Genomic DNA, 21945 nt, shown 5'->3' with positions numbered 1-21945 from the left:
AGATTATCCACTAAAATGATCACCCAGGAGGTCAATTAGTGGTAATCCGCTCTCTTTATGATTAGAAATATCAGTAATAACAAATTTCAGCAATAACATGTAACCATCTGTTATTTAACAGTAATTAACCAAATTTAAAAAAATCAACTGGAAAAAATCCGTTATAAATGTCGATTCGCTCAAAGTTTGGCCTTTCATATCTTGTGAAAAATGCGTAATATACGCGCCCTTAGTCACAGTTGACCACTCTTTCTTCGTCTATGCGTATCGGACAATACCAGTTGAAAAACTGTCTTATTGCAGCCCCTATGGCAGGCATAACAGATCGCCCATTTCGATCTCTTTGCTACCAGATGGGAGCAGGAATGACAGTCTCAGAAATGCTTTCTTCCAATCCCCAGGTTTGGAAGACGGATAAATCTCGGCTGCGTATGGTTCATAGCGATGAACCCGGAGTGCGTTCTGTACAAATAGCCGGCAGTGATCCCGATGAAATGGCGGCGGCAGCGAAAATTAACGTCGCTAATGGCGCTCAGATCATCGATATCAATATGGGGTGCCCAGCTAAGAAGGTGAATCGTAAGCTGGCAGGCTCTGCATTACTGCGTTATCCAGAACTGGTTGAAAAAATCCTTTCTGCGGTAGTCAATGCAGTTGATGTGCCTGTCACTTTGAAGATCCGCACAGGATGGTCACCGGAAGAACGTAACTGTGTAGAAATTGCCCAATTGGCCGAACGTTGTGGTATTCAGGCTCTTACGATACATGGCAGGACACGAGCTTGCCTGTTTAATGGTGAGGCCGAGTACGACAATATTCGGACAGTTAAGCAGACTGTTGCCATTCCAATTATTGCCAATGGCGACATTACTGACCCGCTAAAAGCCAGAGCAGTGCTTGAATACACCGGGGCTGATGCCCTGATGATAGGCCGTGCTGCTCAGGGAAGACCCTGGATCTTTCGGGAAATCCAGCATTATCTGGAAACAGGAGAATTGCTGCCACCGATGCCTCTTGGCGAAGTGCAGTGCTTCATGAGCGAGCATGTACGAGAACTGCATGATTTTTACGGTCAAGGCAAAGGAGTTCGTATTGCACGCAAGCATGTATCTTGGTATCTCAAGGAACATGCCCCTGATGACCAGTTTCGGCGCACATTCAACGCCATAGAGGATGCCAGCGAACAGCTGGAGGCGTTGAAGGCATACTTCGAAAATTTTTGCGTAAATAAAGAAAAGAGCTGACAGAACTATGTTCGAACAACGCGTAAATTCTGATGTACTAACCGTTGCTACTGTAAATTCACAAGATCAGGTAACTCAAAAACCTCTGCGTGATTCAGTTAAACAAGCACTGAAGAACTATTTTGCTCAACTGAACGGTCAAGATGTTAATGACCTGTATGAGCTGGTACTGGCTGAAGTAGAACAGCCACTGTTGGACATGGTGATGCAATACACCCGTGGCAACCAGACTCGCGCAGCGCTGATGATGGGAATCAACCGTGGTACTCTGCGTAAGAAACTGAAAAAATACGGCATGAACTGATCCTAGTCTTAGATCATGTTGTTAAATCGGCACTTTTTACTATGTAGAAAGTGCCTTTTTACTTAGAATTACCCCACTGATTACCCCACCGAAAAATCCTCAGCACAAAAACTCACAGAACAACATGAGTACCAAAGAAAAATAAGAATTAGATGTGTCATAGAGGTCAGTACACCAAACATTCCAACCTTGTGAAAAGTTACGATGTATTTCGTCTGGAAGCATTGAGATGAAAGTTACAGATGTTTCTACCAGTGAGAAGATACCCCGTTACGGCTATCTTCCCGATGATTTTCAAATGGAACTAATTATTTTTATGATTTATCCCGAACCTTGCGTTCAATCAATTCACCATACGAATCAAAATAACGACTGGGCCAGATTTCAGAAGGATGTATTTCGAGATAGTTAGCAATAATCCATTCGCCTTTAGGCCACGGTCTGCTGAGAGTATTAAACCTTGACCATTGGATTTTGCCAATGGCGGGGCTACTTTAACTGATTGGTTTATCTGGTTCAATAAGCGAACCAGTATAAACGCTTAACTTTTTGCGGTAATGACTCAACATTCAAATCATTAATACATATAATAACAACCGGAAATCAAAATTAACTTTCTTTAAATAGATAAAGTTATGATGAGTTATTTTCAAACAAAATATCTATTGAAAACGTTCAAACCGGAATTAATCACTATGAGAAAAATGTGGAAATTATTACCCATTATATTTATTTTATTTTATTTTTGCCGTTTAAAACACTCGCTAAAGTCAGTTTGGAACGACAACAAGTTCCAAAACATGCACTCTCTATTAAAATCCCAAAGGGATTTACTTTGATGGACGAAAAATCCAAAAGATTAAAATATCCATCAATGAGAGATAGTAATGAAAAAGTTATTTTTACCGATGAGCGAGGAAAAGTTAACATCATAATTAGCGCTGAAACTGTATCTATGCTTCCAGAACAATTAGATATGTTTACAGATTCTTTAGTAAAAATGATGCCAAACTACCAACCATTACTCCAAAAAGTGACTGTAGATGGAAAAGATGCTCGGATAATAGATTTTATATCAAGTGCAATGGATACAGACATTCATAATAAAATGTTAACTACATCATTTAATGGTAAAGCAGTAATTGTTTCATTTAATACAACTGTTGATGAGTGGGAACAGTACAAAGATGTGAGCACTGATATATTGTTATCTCTAAAATTTGAATAAATTAAATTTTTATTATTAAATTAGATAACTGAATTAAAGGAGCGATCTGAACTAGTTTTGCTCCTTTTGTTTTTTTAATTAACTAAACCCCACCAAAACTATCCAATCGCCGCTGTTGTCCTGTACTCAAAGTAAATGCAAACTCTTCATGCTCTGCTTGCCATGTGCCAAAACTCATCAGGAACGCAATCGCAGGGTCAGCTTTATTCGCCAATTTCTTTTTATTCGGTTTGATATTGGCGTTCGCATCCGTTTCCCCCATCCACGGCGTTTCGCCCTGACACCAGATATTAAAGCGTTTGGTGAGCATTTCCGTCCATTGTGAGGGAATGCCCCGCGCTTTCTGGATAGTGTCATGCAAAGCGGCGCTGTCCACGGAGATATTCAGATTGGGATTGGCCTTTATCCAAAGAGCTTCATTATCAATTTCGTTTTCGTCGTCCAGATCGTGAATCCCCGTGGGCTACGGCTGCGCCACCGACCGAAACAAGCTGTTTATATTCGTTGCTGCGTGTGGTCTTAATCGTACAGATTCAGCGCATGACAGACTCACCAGCCAATTGCTGCATGATTTGCTTGTTCAGTTCAGGGATAACGGTATAGCCACCGTCTGCGGGGATGCTTGTAGACAGGGAACGAGCTTCACCAGTCAGGATATAGTAGCGTAGTTCGTCATTATTGAGTGTTTTACTGGCAGGCTGGTTCTTTGCCTGATTGCGTTCTTCATCAGATAAAGTCTCATAACGGGCAATTTCCGTATTCAGGTTATCGGATTAGCTGCGCAGCTCGTCGAACTGTTTGGCTTCATCAGCATTGAGTGAACGCTTTTCGTTTTCAGCTTTGGTGAGAAGCGAACCCATTTGTTGAGTTAAATCGGATTTTTGTTGGCGTAATTCGAGTAATTTTTTCATGATATTTCTATAATTAATTTATTTTTTCAGTAAGTAAATTTTTAACACCATGAAAAATAATAAGAAAGAATTCTAACTATGATGTTTGAGTATACAAAAAATTAATGTTTGTTGTTTAACAAAAAAATGGGATTAAGAACTTTCGTTAAAAATTAAGTAGAGTAAAATACAATAAGTAACACAGTCATTATTACCTGTGTATCTCAAGGTAAAAAACTAATAATCAGAGCAAGAGATAGTCTTTCTTAAGAAGTTAAATCAACTAATTATGATTTTTCAAGTAACTAATAGGAATATTAAAAATGCCTGATAAAGACTCGTTAAGATCGTATATAGATGAAATTCGATCAAATAAAACAAATAACCATCAATTCAATAATATACAAATGGATGTAAATAATTGTAAAATAATATTAAAGCATTTAAATGCAACATCTAGTATAAATGCACATCCTACTATTATGACTGCACATGAATTTGCTAACTCTATAGATGAATTAAATAAATTAAATAGTAATGAGCACAAGCGATTTGTGATTAACGCTGGTGATAATAGAACGCATTTTGCCTCAGCTAATGTTTTTAAAGATGTAGATAATAATATTTCTATCATTTTTGTTGATTCAAGCCGCGGAAAAAATCAATTTATTCTTTTTATACTATATAGTAATCTTGTTCTTAATAATGTTCCCAAAATAAAAACCCTTTATATTTATAACCAAATACAAAATAGTGATGCAGATTGCCTACTCTTTTCACTCCATTTTTTGAAAAAGATGCATAAATATAGTGATCACTTTGTAAAGCTTCATCAAGATCTTTTCAATAATAAAATAGAATTTATTAGGGAAGAACACTCACCTTACGAATCAGTACTTGATAATGATTCATTAAAAAAGGCGCGGGTTGTATTTTTCGATCAAGCAATAAAATTATTGCCTATTGATTTTTTTAAACACGCGCAGTCAATGAATTTAATGAATACTTATAATGATTACGCCAAAAGTCATTTTGGTGAAATCAATAAGGATATGAAAGCGAATAAGCAGCCAGGAGGAAGAGAGACATTGATAGACAGATGTAAGCGCCATGAAGTAACCCGCACAATTGACGAAAAAAAACGTACCTACAGTAACTCTATTGAAGAAAAAAGACTTAGCCTTGCTGAAGCTGCGCTACATTGGCTCGATAAGTCATGAATAAAAAATAAGTTATATCAGTAAGGTGATAACCTTTCATCTTTTGAGTCGCTTCTTCTCGATAGAAGGTTACTTAGGGCTATCGCAAACCCAGATCCTGTTTCTACATTTGTGTAATTGCCTGTTTTTGATATGGTTAATTTATCAACTAAAACAGGTGAAAAGATGGACGAGAAACAGTTACAAGCCCTGGCTACTGAGCTGGCTAAAACTCTCAAAACTCCAGAAGATTTAAGTCAGCTCTCCAGTTTCTCTAAATTCATTTACCTGCCGAAGCCCCCCTATAAATCTTTTTCACCCTCTCAGTTATACACCCTCTGCACTTTCTTCTCAAGGCCTTGCTGCATCTGGGTTTGCAGTAATTAATTTTGCTTCCTTATCGCTTTTGCTCCGCCCCATTTGTGTTCTATAGGATTCAAATCCGGACTATAAGCGGGAAGCCATTCCAGTTGACATCTGCTGTCTGCTATCGCTTGTATCTTCGTTTATCGATTCCGGTCATGACTCCAATAGTTAGATCACCCTATAAAGAAGAGTATTCACGTTCGATGAAACGCCCTATCACCTTGTCGTGTATCTCCTTTGATTTGGAATAGCCCCTCGTCCTTCGATTCAGTCTTTTTAAACGGGTACGAAATATCAAATTAGTTCTTTCTATACGTTAGGTATAATGTTTTCCAACAATATGTTTTTCTTCAGGAAGTTCAATCACCAAAAACATGCGCCACAACTCGCTTGAGGCGAGGTTCCCAAGCATACCAGAGCCAGCGTTGATTTTTCTTACTACTCACAAATGACCATTGTTCATCAACGTCACAAATAATTTACGATAAATGTGAAAATTATTTTCAACAATTACCTTGCCTATTAAAAAGATGTAAGGAACCTGATGACTCACTGGTAATGCTTTCCAGTATTCCAAGAGAAAAAGGTATGGCATTAATGCCCCGCTCTATGTGTATTTCTAATCAAAAAGGACTTTGTTACAGAGAAATAGTCATTAATGGTTTAAATAGTTTACTCAATAAGAAGGGAGTCTAACTACAAAAATGAAATTTTGCTCAGTGATGACTCAATGTCAAATTATTTAAGTAGATTAATACTAAATAATTATGCGAGACCAACAATTCTGATTTCGCAAGCAATAATCAATTTAATGACCAATGGAATACGCCAAGAACACCCGCCACGCTTCTTATCGGTTTAATGAATAAGAAGCGTGGCGAGATTTTAGGGCGCACCAGATAAACATTTTTAACCGGATAGTATCGCCGTCAATAATCGCTTGCTATTCCTGCAATATCACTGACATTACACCACCTCCGCTTCACAATTCATTGCCAACGCCATACTTAGGGTTTTAGCCAAAATGGTTTTATTTTTACTATCTTCCATCAGGCTAAAATGGTCGCCCGGTACAGATGTTAGCTGGAGCAAAGAATCAGGCATGACCTGTTTCCAGCCTAACGACGGTTCCATACTCAAGGAGGGTAATTCGGCTTCCGTAACAAAAGGGAGCTGCGGATAAGGTTCTCTTGCATAAAACTGGTGGAGCGTTATCGCCAATGCTTGTGGTTCATATTCCTTGACCATTTGCATATAATTTACCATCTGTTCCCAGCGTCTTGCGATCAAGTCAGGACGCTGGTTTGCCGGATAGAGTCCCAGTTCCTGCGCCGCAGCAATAAATTGCACCAAATTCAGTTTATCAATTCTCTGATGCAATACCGCAATCTCCTCTTCATGTTCTCCGCCCGACTGTTTTGCCAGTTCAGTAAGAAACTGGAGTTTTGGTTGAATGACCTGCTGCCTGAAGCAGTGAGGAGCAGGCGTATCAATTAAACCCAGAAAATCGACGGTTTCACCGGCATTCAAAAGTTGCTGGGCAATGGCATAAGCCAATACACCACCAGAAGAGTAACCGTAGATCCGGTATCGGCCTTTCGGTTGAACCGCCTTCATAAAGGTGATCATTTTGGCGGCCAATGCTTCAATAGTCGATACCTGCTCTTCATTGATGGACGGCCAGGGCAAGGCATAAATCGGATAGTCAGACTGAATATGTTGTGCTAATCCAAAGACATAGGAGTAATCATACATACCACTGGGCACAAAAAATAGTGGCGGTTCCGTTCCTGAGAGCCGCACCGGTATCGCACTGCTTTGCGGCTGAGACAGTGGATCTAATGTGATTTTTGATACCAGTTCAGCCAGCACAGGGAATTGGAATAGGTCATTCAATGTACACATCAAACCACGACCTGCGGCAAGGTTTATCATCCGCATAGCAAGCAGCGAATGTCCACCCAACGCAAAGAAATTGTCATACCGGCCTATTTGCTCAACCTCCAGCAATTCACGCCAGATAGCAGCCAATACGATCTCAACCTCTCCCTGCGGCGCTTCATAGGCTTGATGAGCAAAGGCATTCTGATCAGGGTCAGGCAGTGCCCGACGATCCAACTTACCGTTAGGGGTCAGCGGAAATGCGTTCAGACGTACAAAAGCCACCGGCACCATATAATCAGGCAAAATAGCACTCAGATGTTCACGCAAACGAGCAGCCAACCCGCTATCTTCTTCCGCCACGATATAAGCGATCAGACGTTTATCCTGCCCATCCCCCAAAGCCAGTACGATAGCTTCACGCACCGCCGGATACTCTGTCAGCCGAGCTTCGATCTCACCCGGTTCAATACGGAATCCCCGGATTTTAACTTGCTGGTCGTTACGGCCAATAAATATCAGATTACCATCCGGCAAGTAGCGGACTAAATCTCCGGTTCGGTACATCCGTGCATCCGGTGCCTGACTAAACGGATCAGCCAGAAAATGTTCAGCAGTCAAATCAGGACGGTTGAGATAGCCACGCGCTACACCATTACCACCAATATACAATTCCCCAACCGCTCCCAATGGAACCGGTTGGCCACAGGCATCCAGCAGATAAACACAGGTGTTGGCCGTCGGACGTCCGATAGGCGTTAACGCATTGATATAATCTGCCGGACAACACCAGGTGGTGGCACATACCGTGATTTCTGTCGGGCCATAAGCATTGAACAGTGTGGCTCGGCCACGCAGTGCCTGGAGCAGCGCCGCACTGGGCGCTTCCCCACCCAGTATCAATGTTGGCCTTATGTTTATCTCCGGTAAATCCGCACCATCCCTCAACAGAGCCGGTGTCAGGCAGGCATGAGTCACCGCCTGTTCTTCCAGATAACGCCAGAGGCGGCGCGGATCCTGACGAACCATGTCGGCAGGAATATCCAGGGTGGCACCACCACACAATGCCATCATGATTTCCCAGACGCTGGCATCGAAACCAAATGAGGCGAATTGCAACATTCTGCTATGGGGATGAATGTCAAACTGGCTGATTTTATCCCGGATAAGGTTGACCAACCCACGATGTTCAACCATCACCCCTTTCGGCATACCAGTCGAACCGGAAGTATAAATCACATAGGCCAGATGCCGTGAAGTTAACGCAGGAACCTGCGGGTTGGTGTCTGGCTGGTCAGGCAGAGTATTCGGGTCAAGTACGGTTAATTTCGCCAGTGCTTCTTCACCCAGTGTGGCACGCCCGGTATTATCCGCCAGTACCACCAACGGAGCGGCATCATTCAGCATATAAGCCAGACGATCACCCGGATAGGCGGGATCCAGTGGTACGTAGGCGCCACCCGCTTTCAGTACAGCCAATAGCGCCACTACCATCGCTGGTGAACGTGTCACACAAATCGCCACCCGCTGATCCGGTACTACACCCAGAGAGATGAGCTGATGAGCTAGCCGATTAGCCTGAACATTCAGTTCCGCATAGCTGAAGATCTGCTCCTGATGTATCACCGCTGTAGCATCCGGGGTTTTCTCCACCTGTTGCTCAAACAACTGATGGATACACACCTGTTCAGAATAGGCTATTTCAGTCGCATTCCGCGTTTCCAGTAACAGTCTACGTTCCGCCGGTGACAAAATATCAATTTCCCTGATGGGTTGTTGTGGGTTAGCCACCATCACTTGCAATACGGTGTGCAGATAACCCACATACCGCTCGATTGTCTGTTGATCAAACAAAGCCGTTGCATAATTCAGAGTACCTACAATTCTGCCTTCTTCCTCAAACAGATTAAGTTCAAGATCAAACTTGACCACATCAAAAACCTGATCAACCGGTAAGATTTCCAGCGCTGGCAATTTCCACTCTATTTTCTCATTGTTCTGCCAGGCAAACATCACCTGGAACAGCGGTGTATGCGCCAGTCTGCGCGGCGGTTGCACAATTTCCAGCACCTGTTCAAACGGCAAATCCTGATTATCCTGTGCCGCCAACGTAATTTGCCGCACACGCGCAAGTAATTCCGTCACATCCGGGGTGCCCGATAAGTCAATACGTAAAGCCAATACATTGACAAAGAAACCCATCAGGGATTCAATTTCCTGACGACCACGGCCGGCACAAGGTGTGCCGATAACCAGATCACTCTGACCCGACAGACGTGACAGAACCATAGCCCAAGCTGACAGAATGGTTATGAATAACGTTGTCCCCTGCTGCTCACTCAGGCGCTTGAGGGATTTCGTTAACACCTCATCCAGATTGATGGGCAATGAACTCCCTATAAACGACTGCTGAAGAGGGCGTGGCCGATCTGTTGGTAAATCAAGCAGTACCGGTGTATCAGCCAACATAGTACGCCAACAGTCAGATTGGGACTGTAAGCGTTCAACCGAAAGCCACTGACGCTGCCATGCAGCATAATCAGGATACTGAATCATCAACGGTGGTAGTGGATCAGGTTGACCTGTCAAAAAAGCCGTATAGAGGGCACTTAGCTCTGATTTCAGTATCCCTAAAGACCAGCCATCAAAAATAATATGATGTAAGATCAGCAGAAATACATAATCATTGTCTGCCAGCTGTATCAGACTGGAGCGGATTAATGGCCCCTGTGCAAGATCAAACGATCGCCCAAACTCCTCCATACACAAACGCTTAAGTTGTTCATCCGCGTCAGGTACACCTCGCAGATCATATTGCTTCATGGACAAACCGGGTTCAGGCGGCAAGAGCCTGACTTGGGGTTGACCGTCAACCGTCACAATGACAGAACGCAAAGCTTCGTGGCGAGCAAACAAAGCATTAAGTGCCCGCTGCCAGGCGCCGATATCAAACTGACCACGCACATGCTGTATTACAGGAATATGGTAAGTATCACTCACCCTTTCAAACTGCGAGAGGAACCACAGATGATGCTGGCTAAACGACAATGGCAGAGCACTATCGCGGGATACCGGAGTAATCTCAGGCAACCTGTCACTATCCTCATTACATTGTGCGTAGATCTTCTCCGCAAAAGCAGCCAGCGAGGGTGCCATAAACAAGGTAACAAGCGGTAGCTCAACACCGAAAGCTGCTACACGGTTCATCACCCGCGCAGCCAACAACGAATGGCCCCCCAACGCGAAGAAATTATCATGTCGACTAATTTGTTCAATCCCTAACACTTCACGCCAGATAGCCGCTAACGCCGTTTCTATCTCCCCTTGCGGAGCTTCATAAACCTGACGGGCAAAGTCTTCCTCTCCCGGCACCGGCAATGCCCGGCGATCCAACTTGCCGTTAGCGGTTAGCGGGAATGCGGTCAAACAGACGAAAGCCGCAGGCACCATATAATCAGGTAATAGAGCACTCAAATGCTCACGCAGGCTCGCTGCCAATCCGTCATCCGATTCTGCTAACACATAAGCGACCAAACGTTTATCCTGCCCATCACCCAATGCTAATACCTGCGCTTCCCGTACTGCGGAATGTTCTGTCAACCGAGCTTCAATTTCCCCCGGTTCAATCCGAAAACCACGGATTTTAATCTGCTGGTCATTACGGCCAACAAATACCAGATTGCCATCCGACAGATAACGAACCAAATCCCCAGTGCGATACATCAGGGCATCAGTACCATTACTAAACGGATCAGCCAAGAAACGTTCGCTGGTCAGTTCAGGACGATTGAGATAACCACGGGCAACACCGGTCCCCCCAATATACAGTTCACCCACCGCCCCCAAAGGCACTGGCTGGCTGAGGGCATCCAGCAGATAAATCCGGGTGTTGGCCGTCGGACGTCCAATCGGAATGAATCCCCTCTGATAGTCTGATGGACAACGCCAGGCGGTGGCGCAAACGGTGATTTCTGTCGGGCCATAAGCATTGAATACCGTTGCCCGACCACTCAGTGCCTGAAGCAAGGCCACACTGGGAGCCTCTCCGCCCAGTATTAATGTTGGTTTGATGGTTATCGCCGGTAAATCCGCACCATCCCGCAACAGCGCGGGTGTCAAACAAGCGTGCGTCACCGATTGATCTTCCAGATAATGCCAGAGACAACCCGGCTCTTGACGAATGGCATTGTCAGGAATAACCAGACTGGCGCCACTGCCTAATGCCATCATGATTTCCCATACACTGGCATCGAAACCAAATGAAGCGAATTGCAACATCCGGCTATGAGAATGAACGGCGAACTGGGCGATTTTATCCTGGATGAGGTTGACCAACCCACAATGTTCAACCATCACACCTTTCGGCGTACCCGTCGATCCGGAAGTATAAATCACATAAGCCAGATGACAGGAGGTCAACTCAGCAACGTATGGGTTAGTATCTGGTTGATCGGTGTCCAACTGATCAGGTGATGAATTCGGATCAAGAACAACATACTGCGAAAACATTTGCTCATTTAATGCTGAACGTCCGGTATTATCTGCCAACAAAATAGTCGGTGCAGCATCGGTCAAAATATGAATCAGACGTTCACCCGGATAAGCAGGATCTAGCGGCACGTAGGCACCACCCGCTTTCAATATTGCCAACAGCCCCACTATCCGCGCCGGTGAACTTGCCACGCAAATCGCCACCCGCTGATCCGGCTCAACACCCAGCGCGATAAGCTGATGCGCCAGCCGGTTAGCACGGATATTCAATTCCGCATAGCTAATGGATTGGTTTTCATAGACCAACGCTGTGGCGTCCGGGGCATTCTCCACCTGTTGTTCAAACAATTGATGAATGCACAGTTGGTCAGGATAGGTTGTTTCGGTCGCATTCCAGGTTTCCAACAACAATGTGCGTTCAGTTTCCGGCAGGATTTCCAACATCTGTACCGGCGTTTCCGACGCCTGTTCAAGCGCCTCTGCCAGACTCTCCAGAGCCTGTTGCATATAACCGCATATCCTTTCCGGATCAAAGGGTTGTACTACCTGAGCAGTCAGCCCCAAATCGGAACCACCATCCTCTACCGACAACACAAACGGGTAGTTGGTCCGCTCCTGTGCCCCAAGGAATTCAATTCCACTGATGATTTCATCCGACGTGACCGGCTGGGTATTATGTCGGTAATTCAACAGCGCATTGAACAGCGGTGTCCCACTGGCTACTCCACTGCAACGTTGAGCCAGCGCCAGTGATGCATGTTCATGCGCTAATAACCCCGCCAATCGGCTATGAGCAGCCTGTACACTCTCCTGCACCGGGGTTTCATCTATATCCAACCGTAACGGCAGGGTATTAATAAACAGCCCCATGCCATTGTCGGCGCCTTCGCCAGCCTGCATACGCCCAAACAGCACCGTACCAAACACCACTTGCTTCTGACCACTGGTACGCGACAATACCTGCGCCCAGGCCAAATGGCACAACGCCGCCACACTGACGTCCAAACGCCGGGCCTGATTACGCAGGCGGTTATTCAGTGCAGGCGTCAGCATTCTGTGCGATTCCGTCACCTGCGAGCCATCATGGTGTACTTCCGTCAATCCGAATGGCAGCGTCGGCTCATCCACCATCGCCAGCATATCGGTAAAGAAACGGGTATGTTCTTCCTGGCTGATCCCCAATTGAGCCTGAGCGACCAAAGTACGAAAAGGTACTGGCGCCGGCAAACGGTCTCCCCGTCCGGTAAGATACGCCTGCACTTCGTTGTTCATCACTTCCAGCGTGGTATGGTCACCAATCAGGTGATGTAACTGTTGCAGCAAGATCCAGCGGCCATCAGTATCCTGAGCAATAACAAAGCGCAACAACGGTGCTTGACTCAGATCAATACGATGCTGGCACGGATCAAAGCGTTGGGTCAGTTGGTCACTTATCGATCCGTCAGCCGGATTGAGTGTCAATTCTGTGATGAGTAAGGGAACTTGACGACAAACCACCTGAGCCGGAGCTGATAATCCCTCCCAGATAAAAGCGGTCCGCAGGATATCATGGCGATCAACCACCTGTTGAACCGCGGCCAGATAACGATCCAGTAAAGTCCGATCCGCAAAAGCCTGTTGGGTTATCAGAAGATAAGGATCACCTTCATTTGCCAGCAGATGGTGGAATAAAATACCATCCTGTAGCGGTGACAGAGCATAGATATCCTGAATGTTAGCCATCCCACCCGATATCTGATCAACAATACAGTCAATTTCAAGCTGAGTGAGGTCAATCAGCGGCAACATCTCCGGTGTTAACACAGACGTATCCGGTGTAATACGGTTATCAGGCACCTTGATCTCACAATGCTGAGACAAAGACTGAGCCAGCACATTCAATGTTGGATGCTGGAATAGCGCTTGTACCGAGATACCCAATCCCATACACCGCAAACGCTCAATCATTCGTACCGCCAACAGGGAGTGGCCTCCCAAGGCAAAGAAGCTGTCGTGCCGACTGATCTTCTCAACTTCCAGCAATTCACGCCAAATGGTCGCTAACGCCATTTCTATCTCCCCTTGCGGGGCTTCATAGACCTGACGGGCAAAGGCTTTTTCTCCCGGTGCCGGCAACGCCTGGCGATCCAGCTTGCCGTTTGGCGTCAGCGGAAACTCATCCAGACGTACAAAAGCCGTTGGCACCATATAATCCGGCAACCGCGCACTCAGGTGTTCACGCAAACTGGCGGCCAATCCATCATCCGTTTGCGCTACCACATAAGTCACCAGGCGTTTATTCTGTCCATCACCCAACGCCACTACCAATGCCTCACTCACCGCTGGGTGTTCAATCAACCGAGTTTCAATCTCTCCCGGTTCAATTCGGAAGCCACGGATTTTAACCTGTTGGTCATTACGGCCAACAAATACCAAATTGCCATCCGGCAGGTAACGGGCCAAATCCCCAGTTCGATACATCCGCGCATCCGGTTGATGACTAAACGGATCCGTCAGGAAACGTTCAGCGGTGAGTTCAGGGCGATTGAGATAGCCACGGGCCATACCCACACCACCAATATATAACTCACCTACTGCGCCCAACGGCACCGGCTGACCATGTTTGTCCAACAGATAGATACGTTTGTTAACTGCCGGTCTACCGATGGGAATTAATCCCCCTGCATAATCTGACGGGCAATTCCAGGTGGTGGCGCAAACAGTGATTTCCGTCGGGCCATAGGCATTGAACAGCGTGGCCTGACGGTTTAATGTCTGGATTAGCGTCGGACTGGGTGCTTCACCACCCAGTATCACGGTCGGTTTTATCGCCAGCGCCGGTAAATCAGCACCATCCCGCAGTAGAGCGGGTGTCAAACAAGCGTGCGTCACCGATTGCTCTTCCAGATAATGCCAGAGACGGTGCGGGTCTTGCCGGATTGTTTCAGTCGGAATAACCAGCATAGCCCCACTGCTCAACGCCATCATGATTTCCCAGACGCTGGCATCAAAGCCAAATGAGGCAAACTGCAACATCCGGCTGGTGACACCAACATCAAACTGGGCAATGTGTTCCAGCGTCAGGTTAACCAGACTCTGATGTTCAATCATCACCCCTTTCGGTCTGCCAGTGGATCCGGAAGTGTAGATTACATACGCCAGATGCCGTGAGGTGAGATCAGGGATCTGCGGGTTATTGTCCGGCTGATCCGGCAGGGCATTTGGATCGAGTACAGTTAGCGTCTTCAGTGCTTCTTCACCCAGTGCTGCCCGGCCAATATGATCCGCCAGCAAAACAGTTGGCGCAGCATCAGTAAGCAGATAAGCCAGCCGTTCACCCGGATAAGCCGGATCTAATGGCACATAAGCTCCACCCGCTTTCAACACCGCCAGCAATCCCACTATTCTCTCCAGTGATCGTGTCACACAAATGGCTACTGGTTGATCGGGGATGACACCTAATGCAACCAGTTGATGTGCTAATCGGTTGGCGCGGGTATTCAATTCGGCATAGCTGAGCGTCTGGTTTTCATACCTTACCGCTATAGCATCCGGGGTTCTATCTGCCTGTTGTTCAATCAACTGATGAACACACAACTGTTCAGGATATGGCGTTACAGTTGCATTCCAGGTTTCCAGCAACAACTGGCGCTCTACTGGTGCCAGAATATTCATTTCCCCGACTGGCTGCTGAATGTCAGCGACCATCGCTTGCAATATTGTGTGCAAATATTCAACGTGTCGTTCGATTGTCGATTGATCAAACAGGGTGGTTGAATAGCCGAGATAACCGACAACCCTGTCCTCCTCTTCAAACAAGTTAAGTTCAAGATCAAACTTAACGACATCAAAGGCTTGATCGATCGGTGAAATTGTCAGCCCCGGCAATTTCCATTCCACAATCTCATTGCTCTGCCAGGCAAACATCACTTGAAACAACGGGGTATGCGCCAGCCGACGCGGTGGTTGTACGATTTCCACCACTTGTTCAAACGGTAAATCTTGATGCTCTTGTGCCGCCAGCGCGGTTTGCCGCACACGCGCCAGCAACTCCGTTACATTAGGCTCACCCGATAAGTCGATACGCAAAGCCAACGTATTAACAAAGAAACCAATCAAGGATTCCACTTCCTGACGACTGCGACCAGCACTTGGTGTACCGATAACCACATCATCCTGACCTGACAAACGAGACAGAACTATTGACCAGGCTGATAGCAAGGTCATAAATAACGTGACCCCCTGTTGTTCACTCAGACGCTTAAGGGATGCCGTTAAGTCTGCGTCCAGATTGATAGGCCACAGATTCCCGGCAAACAACTGTTCGGGCGGACGTGGTCGATCAGTTGGCAAATCCAGCAAAACTGGCGCGTCAGCCAACACCATTCGCCAATAATCGGATTGAACCTGAACCCTCTCCGCAGAAAGCCACTGACGCTGCCATGCAGCATAATCAGGGTATTGGATCATCAACGGCGGCAACGGATCAGGCTGTTGGTTTAAACAGGCCGAATAAAGTGCACTCAATTCTGATTTCAATATCCCTAAAGACCAGCCATCGGACACAATATGGTGTTGGGTCAGCAGGAAGACATACTCATCGTCAGTCAGTTGTATCAGAACAGAACGAATTAAGGGACCGCAGGCAAGATTAAACGGCATTTTAGCTTCCTGCTCACGCAAACGCTTAAGCTGTTCATCCACCTCAAGAGCTTTACGCAGATCGTATTTTTTCATCGGCAGACCAAATTCCGTCGGCAGGAGTTCAACCTGAGGCTGTTCATTTACTGTGATAAAAACGGAACGTAATGCTTCATGGCGGGCAAACAAGTGATTCAGCGCCTGCTGCCAGGCATGAATATCAAGCTGGCCCCGTAAACGCAGTGCCAACGGAATATGGTAGGTATCACTAACCCCCTCAAACTGCGCCAGGAACCACAGACGCTGTTGCGCGAATGACAGGGGTAGCGCTCCGTCATGGGGTGTCGGTGTGATGGCGGGTAATGCCCCACGCTGTTCATTAAGACGCTCATCAACCACCTTAGCAAAGGCCAGCAAAGCAGGCGCTTTAAACAATGTGGTCAGCGGCAGTTCGGCACCTAAAGCCGCGACGCGGTTCATCACCCTCATCGCCAACAACGAATGACCACCCAGAGCAAAGAAATTGTCATACCGACTGATTTGCTCAACATCCAACAACTCGCGCCAGATAGCCGCCAAGGCCATTTCAGTTTCCCCTTGCGGCACTTCATAGACCTGACGGGCAAAGTCTTCCTCTCCTGGCACCGGCAATGCCCGACGATCCAGTTTACCATTCGGCGTCAATGGGAATTCATCCAGACGTACAAAAGCCGCCGGCACCATATAATCAGGCAAGACTGCGCTTAAATGGGCACGCAGGTTGTTGATTAATCCATCATCTGCTTGCGCTACTATATAGGCGACCAGCCGTTTGTCCTGCCCGTCACCTAACACCAGCACCGCCGCCTCACGCACCGCAGGATACTCCTTCAACCGAGTTTCAATTTCCCCCGGTTCAATCCGAAAACCGCGAATTTTGACCTGCTGATCATTACGACCAAGGAATTCCAGATTGCCATCCGGCAGATAGCGAGCCAAATCCCCGGTTCGATACATGCGGGCATCCAGTTGATCACTAAAAGGATCAACCAAAAAGCGTTCAGCGGTGAGTTCAGGGCGATTAAGATAGCCACAGGCAACGCCGTCTCCACCAATATAAATCTCACCGATCGCCCCCAGTGGCACGGGTTGGCCATAAGCGTTCAACAAATAGAGGCGTGTGTTAGAGATTGGCCGACCAATGGGAAGATTTGTCGTCCCTACTGGCATTTCAGTGATACGGTATGTCGTGGTAAACGTCGTTCCCTCACTTGGCCCATAGCCATTCAATAACTGCTGAGGCGGGCTATTACGCAGGATTTGAGCGATCACATGCGGATTAAGAACATCCCCTCCGACAATCAAGATATTGATCTGTGGGAGAACCGGAGACAATTCCGCTGCCAGTCGGTTAAACAATCCAACCGTCAGCCACAGGACAGTAATCCGATGAACCTGTAAAACCTGTACAAACGCCTGTGGTGTCAACAAGGTAGCGTGGTCGATGACCACCAGCGCGCCACCGTTAAGCAAAGGAGTCCAGACTTCGAAGGTACTGGCGTCGAAAGCCGGGTTAGCGGTAAAGGCAACTCGGTCATCTTGTCCAGTTTCAGCATAACCATTATTGACAGCCAACCGAACCACCGCACGATGAGGCACTACCACTCCTTTTGGTGTGCCAGTAGATCCAGAGGTATACATGATATACGCTGCTCCGGTACTGGAAGCGGGTAAGTCAAGATTGAGGCGATCTTCTTCCCTGATGGTGTTCATCTCACCAGAGAGACGAAATAACGGAACAGCCAGGAGATCAGCCGGAATATCAGCCCACATATCAGTGAGCAGCAATTTAGCTGAACAATCTTTTATCAACCAGTCCTTCCGCTCGTCCGGTACGCCAGGATCAATCGGAACATAAACAGCACCTACCTTGAGAATAGCTAACTCAGCCACGACCAGTTCAATGGATCGCTCTAACAAGATCGCAACATGCTCACCCGGATAAACCCCTTGCTCAATTAACTGACGAGCCAGCCAGTTAGCACGGATATTCAGCTCCATATAACTGAGGGTTTGATCTCCCGCTATCAGCGCTGTAGCAACCGGCGTTTTCTCTACCTGTTGTTCAAACAACTGATGAATACATAACTGCTCAGGATACGGTTTTTCAGTTGCGTTCCAGATTTCCAGCAATAACGCACGTTCCGTTACAGGTAAGATATTCAGTTCCCGTACCGGCGTTTCTGGTGCCCGCTCCAGCGCTTCTGCCAGACTGGTCAGCGCCTGTTGCATATAACCACATACCCGATCCGGCTCAAATGGCTGTACTACCTGCGCCGTCAGCCCCAAAGTAGAACCCCCGTCCTCTACCGACAGCACCAACGGATAGTTGGTCCGCTCCTGTTCACCCAGGAATTCGATACCCGGTACAACCTCATGTGGGATCAGCGGCTGCTCATTATGTCGGTAGTTCAACAGGGCACTAAATAGTGGCGTACCACCCGCTACGCCACTGCAACGTTGGGCCTGCGCCAGTGAAGTATGCTCATAATCCAGCAATCCGGCTAGCCGGGACTGTGCCAGCCGTACACTGTCGTGCACCGGTGTGTCATCCATATCCAGTCGCAGCGGCAAGGTATTGATAAACAGCCCCATGCCGCTGTCAGCTCCTTCCCCCGCTGCCATGCGCCCGAACAGCACAGTGCCAAACACCACTTTTTCCTGACCGCTGGTCTGCGACAGCACCTGCGCCCAGGCCAGATGACACAATGTTGCTACGCTGACGCCCAGACGTTTTGCTTGCTGACGAAGGCGGTCGTTTAACTCCGGCGATAACATCCGGTGCGATTGTGTGACTTGCGAACCATCACGATGCACCTCGGTGAGGCCAAACGGCAACGTCGGCTCATCCACGTCAGCCAACATGTCAGTAAAGAAGCTATGCTCTGCCTGATGAATATTCAACCGGGCCTGCGCCACCAGATTGCGGAAAGGCACCGGTACTGGCAAGTTGTCATCCTGTCCGGCAAGACAAACCTGCACTTCACGGTGCATCACTTCCATTGTCGTATGGTCGCCAATCAGGTGATGCTGCAATTGCAGCACATGCCAGCGGCCATCGGTTTCCTGCGCTACTGTTTCTTGTGCTACGACAAAGCGTAACAATGGGGCCTGACTCAGATCAAAACGATACTGACGTGGGTCAAAACGGTGAGCCAATTGCTCACCCACAGGCCCATCAGCCGGATCCAGAGTCAGTTCAGTGACCGATAAAGGCGCTTGACGCCAGACCACCTGCACCGGTGCAGATAATCCCTGCCAGATAAATGCGGTCCGCAGGATATCATGGCGATCAACCACCTGTTGTACTGCCGCCAGATAGCGATCCAGCAGCGCCCGGTCAGAAAAAATCATCGGATAGGCCAGCAGATAGGGATCACCTTCCTTCGCCAGCAGATGATGGAACAAGATACCGTCCTGCAACGGCGACAGGGCATAGATATCCTGAACATTAGCGATCCCACCCGGCACCTGTTCAACAATGTGGTCAATCTCAGACTGGGTCAGATCAATTAGCGGCAACATTGCAGGTGTCAGCACGGTGGTCGCTGGTGTAATGACATTCGGCGGTACGACTACAGCCTGATGTTGCTCCAATGTCTGGGCCAATTCTGACAGCACAGGGCACTGGAACAGATTACGGGCGGCCAGTGTCAATCCCAGATTGTGCAGGCGTTCAATCATCTGTACACCGAGCAAAGAGTGACCGCCCAACGCAAAGAAACTGTCATGTCGGCTAATTCGCTCAATACCCAGTAATTCGCGCCAAAGGGTTGCCAGAACAATCTCTTTCTCTCCTCGCGGCGCTTCATAAACCTGACGGGCAAAGGCGTCCTCCCCCGGTGCCGGCAACGCCCGGCGATCCAATTTACCATTCGGTGTCAATGGAAATTCATCCAGACGCACAAAGGCTACCGGTATCATATAATCCGGCAACCGTGCATTCAGGTGTTCACGCAGGCGAGCGGCCAATTTGTCATTCTCTTGGGTCAGCACATAGGCAACCAGTTGTTTGTCCTGCCCCTCCCCTAACGCCAGCACCACAGCTTCACGTATCGCCGGATATTCCACCAGCCGAGCCTCAATTTCCCCCGGTTCAATCCGGAAACCACGGATTTTCACCTGCTGGTCGTTACGGCCCAAAAATTCCAGATTGCCATCCGGCAGATAGCGGGCCAAATCTCCGGTGCGGTACATACGCGCGTTCGGTTTATCGCTAAATGGATCGGTGAGAAAGCGTTCAGCGGTCAGTTCAGGGCGATTGAGATAACCGCAGGCCACTCCGTCACCCCCGATATAAATCTCACCAGTCATCCCCAATGGCACCGGTTGACCGTCAGTATCCAGCAAATAAATCCGGGTGTTGGCAATGGGGCGCCCAATAGGAATAGCGGTCGTGCCCGATGTTAACTCGTGAATAGGGTAAATCGTGGTAAACGTGGTTCCTTCACTCGGACCGTAGGCATTCAATAACTTTTGGGGCGGGTTCTTACGCAGTACTTGAGCAATGACATGCGGATCGAGGACATCTCCCCCGACCAGCAGCATTTTAAGTTGAGGCAGCACCGGAGATAGTTCCTCCGCCAACCGGTTAAACAGCCCGACACTCATCCACAGGATCGTAATGCGATGCGCCTGTAACGCCTGGACAAAGTCCCGCGGTGTCAGCAACGTGGTATGATCAATAACTACCAGCGCAGCACCGTTAAGCAACGGTGCCCAAACTTCGAAGGTGCTGGCATCGAAAGCCGGATTAGCGGCGAAAGCAATTCGGTCATTGGGTTCGATGTCAGCATAGCCATTATTGATAACCAACCGGACGACAGCCCGATGGGGCACGATGACCCCTTTTGGTATACCCGTCGAACCGGAGGTATACATGATATACGCTGGCTCGGCACTGGCACCCAATAAATCAAGATTGCGATGCTCTTCTGCCCTGATCTGTTCTGTCTCGCAGGTAAGATGGATCCGCGGGACAACCAATTCAGCCGGGATTTCCGTCTGCATATCAGTCAGCAGTAATTTGGCGGCACAATCGTTTATCAGCCAGTTTTTTCCGTTCATCCGGTACGTTGGGATCGACAGGGACATAAACCGCCCCCGCTTTAAGGATAGCTAACTGAGCCACCACCAGTTCAATTGAACGTTCTAACAGAATCGCTACATGGTCACCCAGGCAAATCCCCTGTTCAATCAGTTGACAAGCCAACCCGTTGGCCCTGGCATTCAGTTCCGCATAGCTCAGTGTCTGATCCCCAGCGATTAACGCGGCGGCAGTCGGGGTTTTCTCTGCTTGTTGTTCAAACAACTGATGAATACATACATGGTCAGGATAGGGTGTTTCCGTGGCGTTCCAAGTTTCCAGCAACCCCACTTTAAGGGTATTTTCCTTGCTGGTAATACTGTCTTTCATTTGCTTACTACCTCAACGAATCTATCGGATATTTGAAAACTGTTATTCCCAGCAACCATCACAAATATTTTTCTTTTACTTTTAGGAGAAATAACAACAGGTACGCCAAGCATCGAAAGATACTCAGGCAATATTTTTCAGGCGCTGGATGTCATAGTCCGGTTAATAACCGCACAGCCAAAAATGATGTGACAATAATTTTCCAGACAACGGAATAAATGATTCATTTGATGAACCATAAGAAGGCATTCCATTTTTTCCTGTTTT

The 21945-nt window shown here is 47.5% G+C and carries 7 protein-coding genes and 5 pseudogenes; 5 read left to right on the top strand and 7 right to left on the bottom strand.

The window, feature by feature from the left end; genetic code table 11:
- The first annotated feature begins 260 nt into the window (after window positions 1-260).
- Together dusB and fis are read left to right on the top strand one after the other, a co-directional pair.
- Complete coding sequence (gene dusB / locus BDE27_RS00220) at window positions 261-1244, top strand: tRNA dihydrouridine synthase DusB (protein ID WP_099130858.1); 984 nt, start codon at window positions 261-263, stop codon at window positions 1242-1244.
- Window positions 1245-1251: 7 nt separating this feature from the next.
- The gene (gene fis, locus BDE27_RS00215; protein WP_010847912.1) at window positions 1252-1548 is read left to right on the top strand and encodes a DNA-binding transcriptional regulator Fis; all 297 of its coding nucleotides are present in this window, start codon (window positions 1252-1254) and stop codon (window positions 1546-1548) included.
- A 314-nt stretch (window positions 1549-1862) separates the two neighbouring features.
- On the opposite strand, the pseudogene BDE27_RS00210 reads toward fis, so the two are convergent.
- Window positions 1863-2003, bottom strand: a pseudogene (locus BDE27_RS00210) (helix-turn-helix domain-containing protein); the annotation flags it as partial.
- 251 nt (window positions 2004-2254) lie between these two features.
- Here BDE27_RS00210 and BDE27_RS00205 point away from each other — a divergent pair.
- The gene (locus BDE27_RS00205; protein WP_244208644.1) at window positions 2255-2776 is read left to right on the top strand and encodes a hypothetical protein; all 522 of its coding nucleotides are present in this window, start codon (window positions 2255-2257) and stop codon (window positions 2774-2776) included.
- Between the two features lie 82 nt (window positions 2777-2858).
- Here BDE27_RS00205 and BDE27_RS00200 read toward each other — a convergent pair.
- Together BDE27_RS00200 and BDE27_RS00195 are read right to left on the bottom strand one after the other, a co-directional pair.
- Window positions 2859-3230: pseudogene (locus tag BDE27_RS00200) on the bottom strand (terminase TerL endonuclease subunit); the annotation flags it as partial.
- Window positions 3214-3687: pseudogene (locus BDE27_RS00195) on the bottom strand (phage major capsid protein); the annotation flags it as partial. The pseudogenes BDE27_RS00200 and BDE27_RS00195, both read right to left, overlap by 17 nt.
- Window positions 3688-3989: 302 nt before the next feature.
- Here BDE27_RS00195 and BDE27_RS00190 point away from each other — a divergent pair.
- Complete coding sequence (locus BDE27_RS00190; RefSeq protein ID WP_099130859.1) at window positions 3990-4886, top strand: YopJ family acetyltransferase; 897 nt, start codon at window positions 3990-3992, stop codon at window positions 4884-4886.
- A gap of 362 nt (window positions 4887-5248) precedes the next feature.
- On the opposite strand, the gene BDE27_RS20325 is transcribed toward BDE27_RS00190, so the two are convergent.
- Window positions 5249-5356, bottom strand: coding sequence for a transposase (locus BDE27_RS20325; RefSeq protein WP_422645820.1), 108 nt, complete (start codon window positions 5354-5356; stop codon window positions 5249-5251).
- A 53-nt stretch (window positions 5357-5409) separates the two neighbouring features.
- Window positions 5410-5710, bottom strand: a pseudogene (locus BDE27_RS00180) (IS1 family transposase); the annotation flags it as partial.
- On the opposite strand from BDE27_RS00180, the pseudogene BDE27_RS20320 reads away from it, so the two are divergent.
- Window positions 5709-5882, top strand: a pseudogene (locus BDE27_RS20320) (LysR family transcriptional regulator); the annotation flags it as partial. The pseudogenes BDE27_RS00180 and BDE27_RS20320 sit on opposite strands and share 2 nt — an antisense overlap.
- 315 nt (window positions 5883-6197) lie before the next feature.
- On the opposite strand, the gene BDE27_RS00175 reads toward BDE27_RS20320, so the two are convergent.
- Complete coding sequence (locus tag BDE27_RS00175) at window positions 6198-21356, bottom strand: non-ribosomal peptide synthetase (RefSeq protein WP_422645819.1); 15159 nt, start codon at window positions 21354-21356, stop codon at window positions 6198-6200.
- On the bottom strand, window positions 21274-21678 hold the full coding sequence (locus BDE27_RS20315) for an AMP-binding protein (protein WP_422645818.1): 405 nt from the start codon (window positions 21676-21678) through the stop codon (window positions 21274-21276). Before BDE27_RS20315 ends, BDE27_RS00175 begins: the two co-directional genes overlap by 83 nt.
- Window positions 21679-21945 lie beyond the last annotated feature (267 nt).

The organism is Xenorhabdus ehlersii, assembly GCF_003610465.1.
Lineage (GTDB): Bacteria > Pseudomonadota > Gammaproteobacteria > Enterobacterales > Enterobacteriaceae > Xenorhabdus > Xenorhabdus ehlersii.
This window is presented reverse-complemented; position numbering and strand designations above follow the sequence as displayed.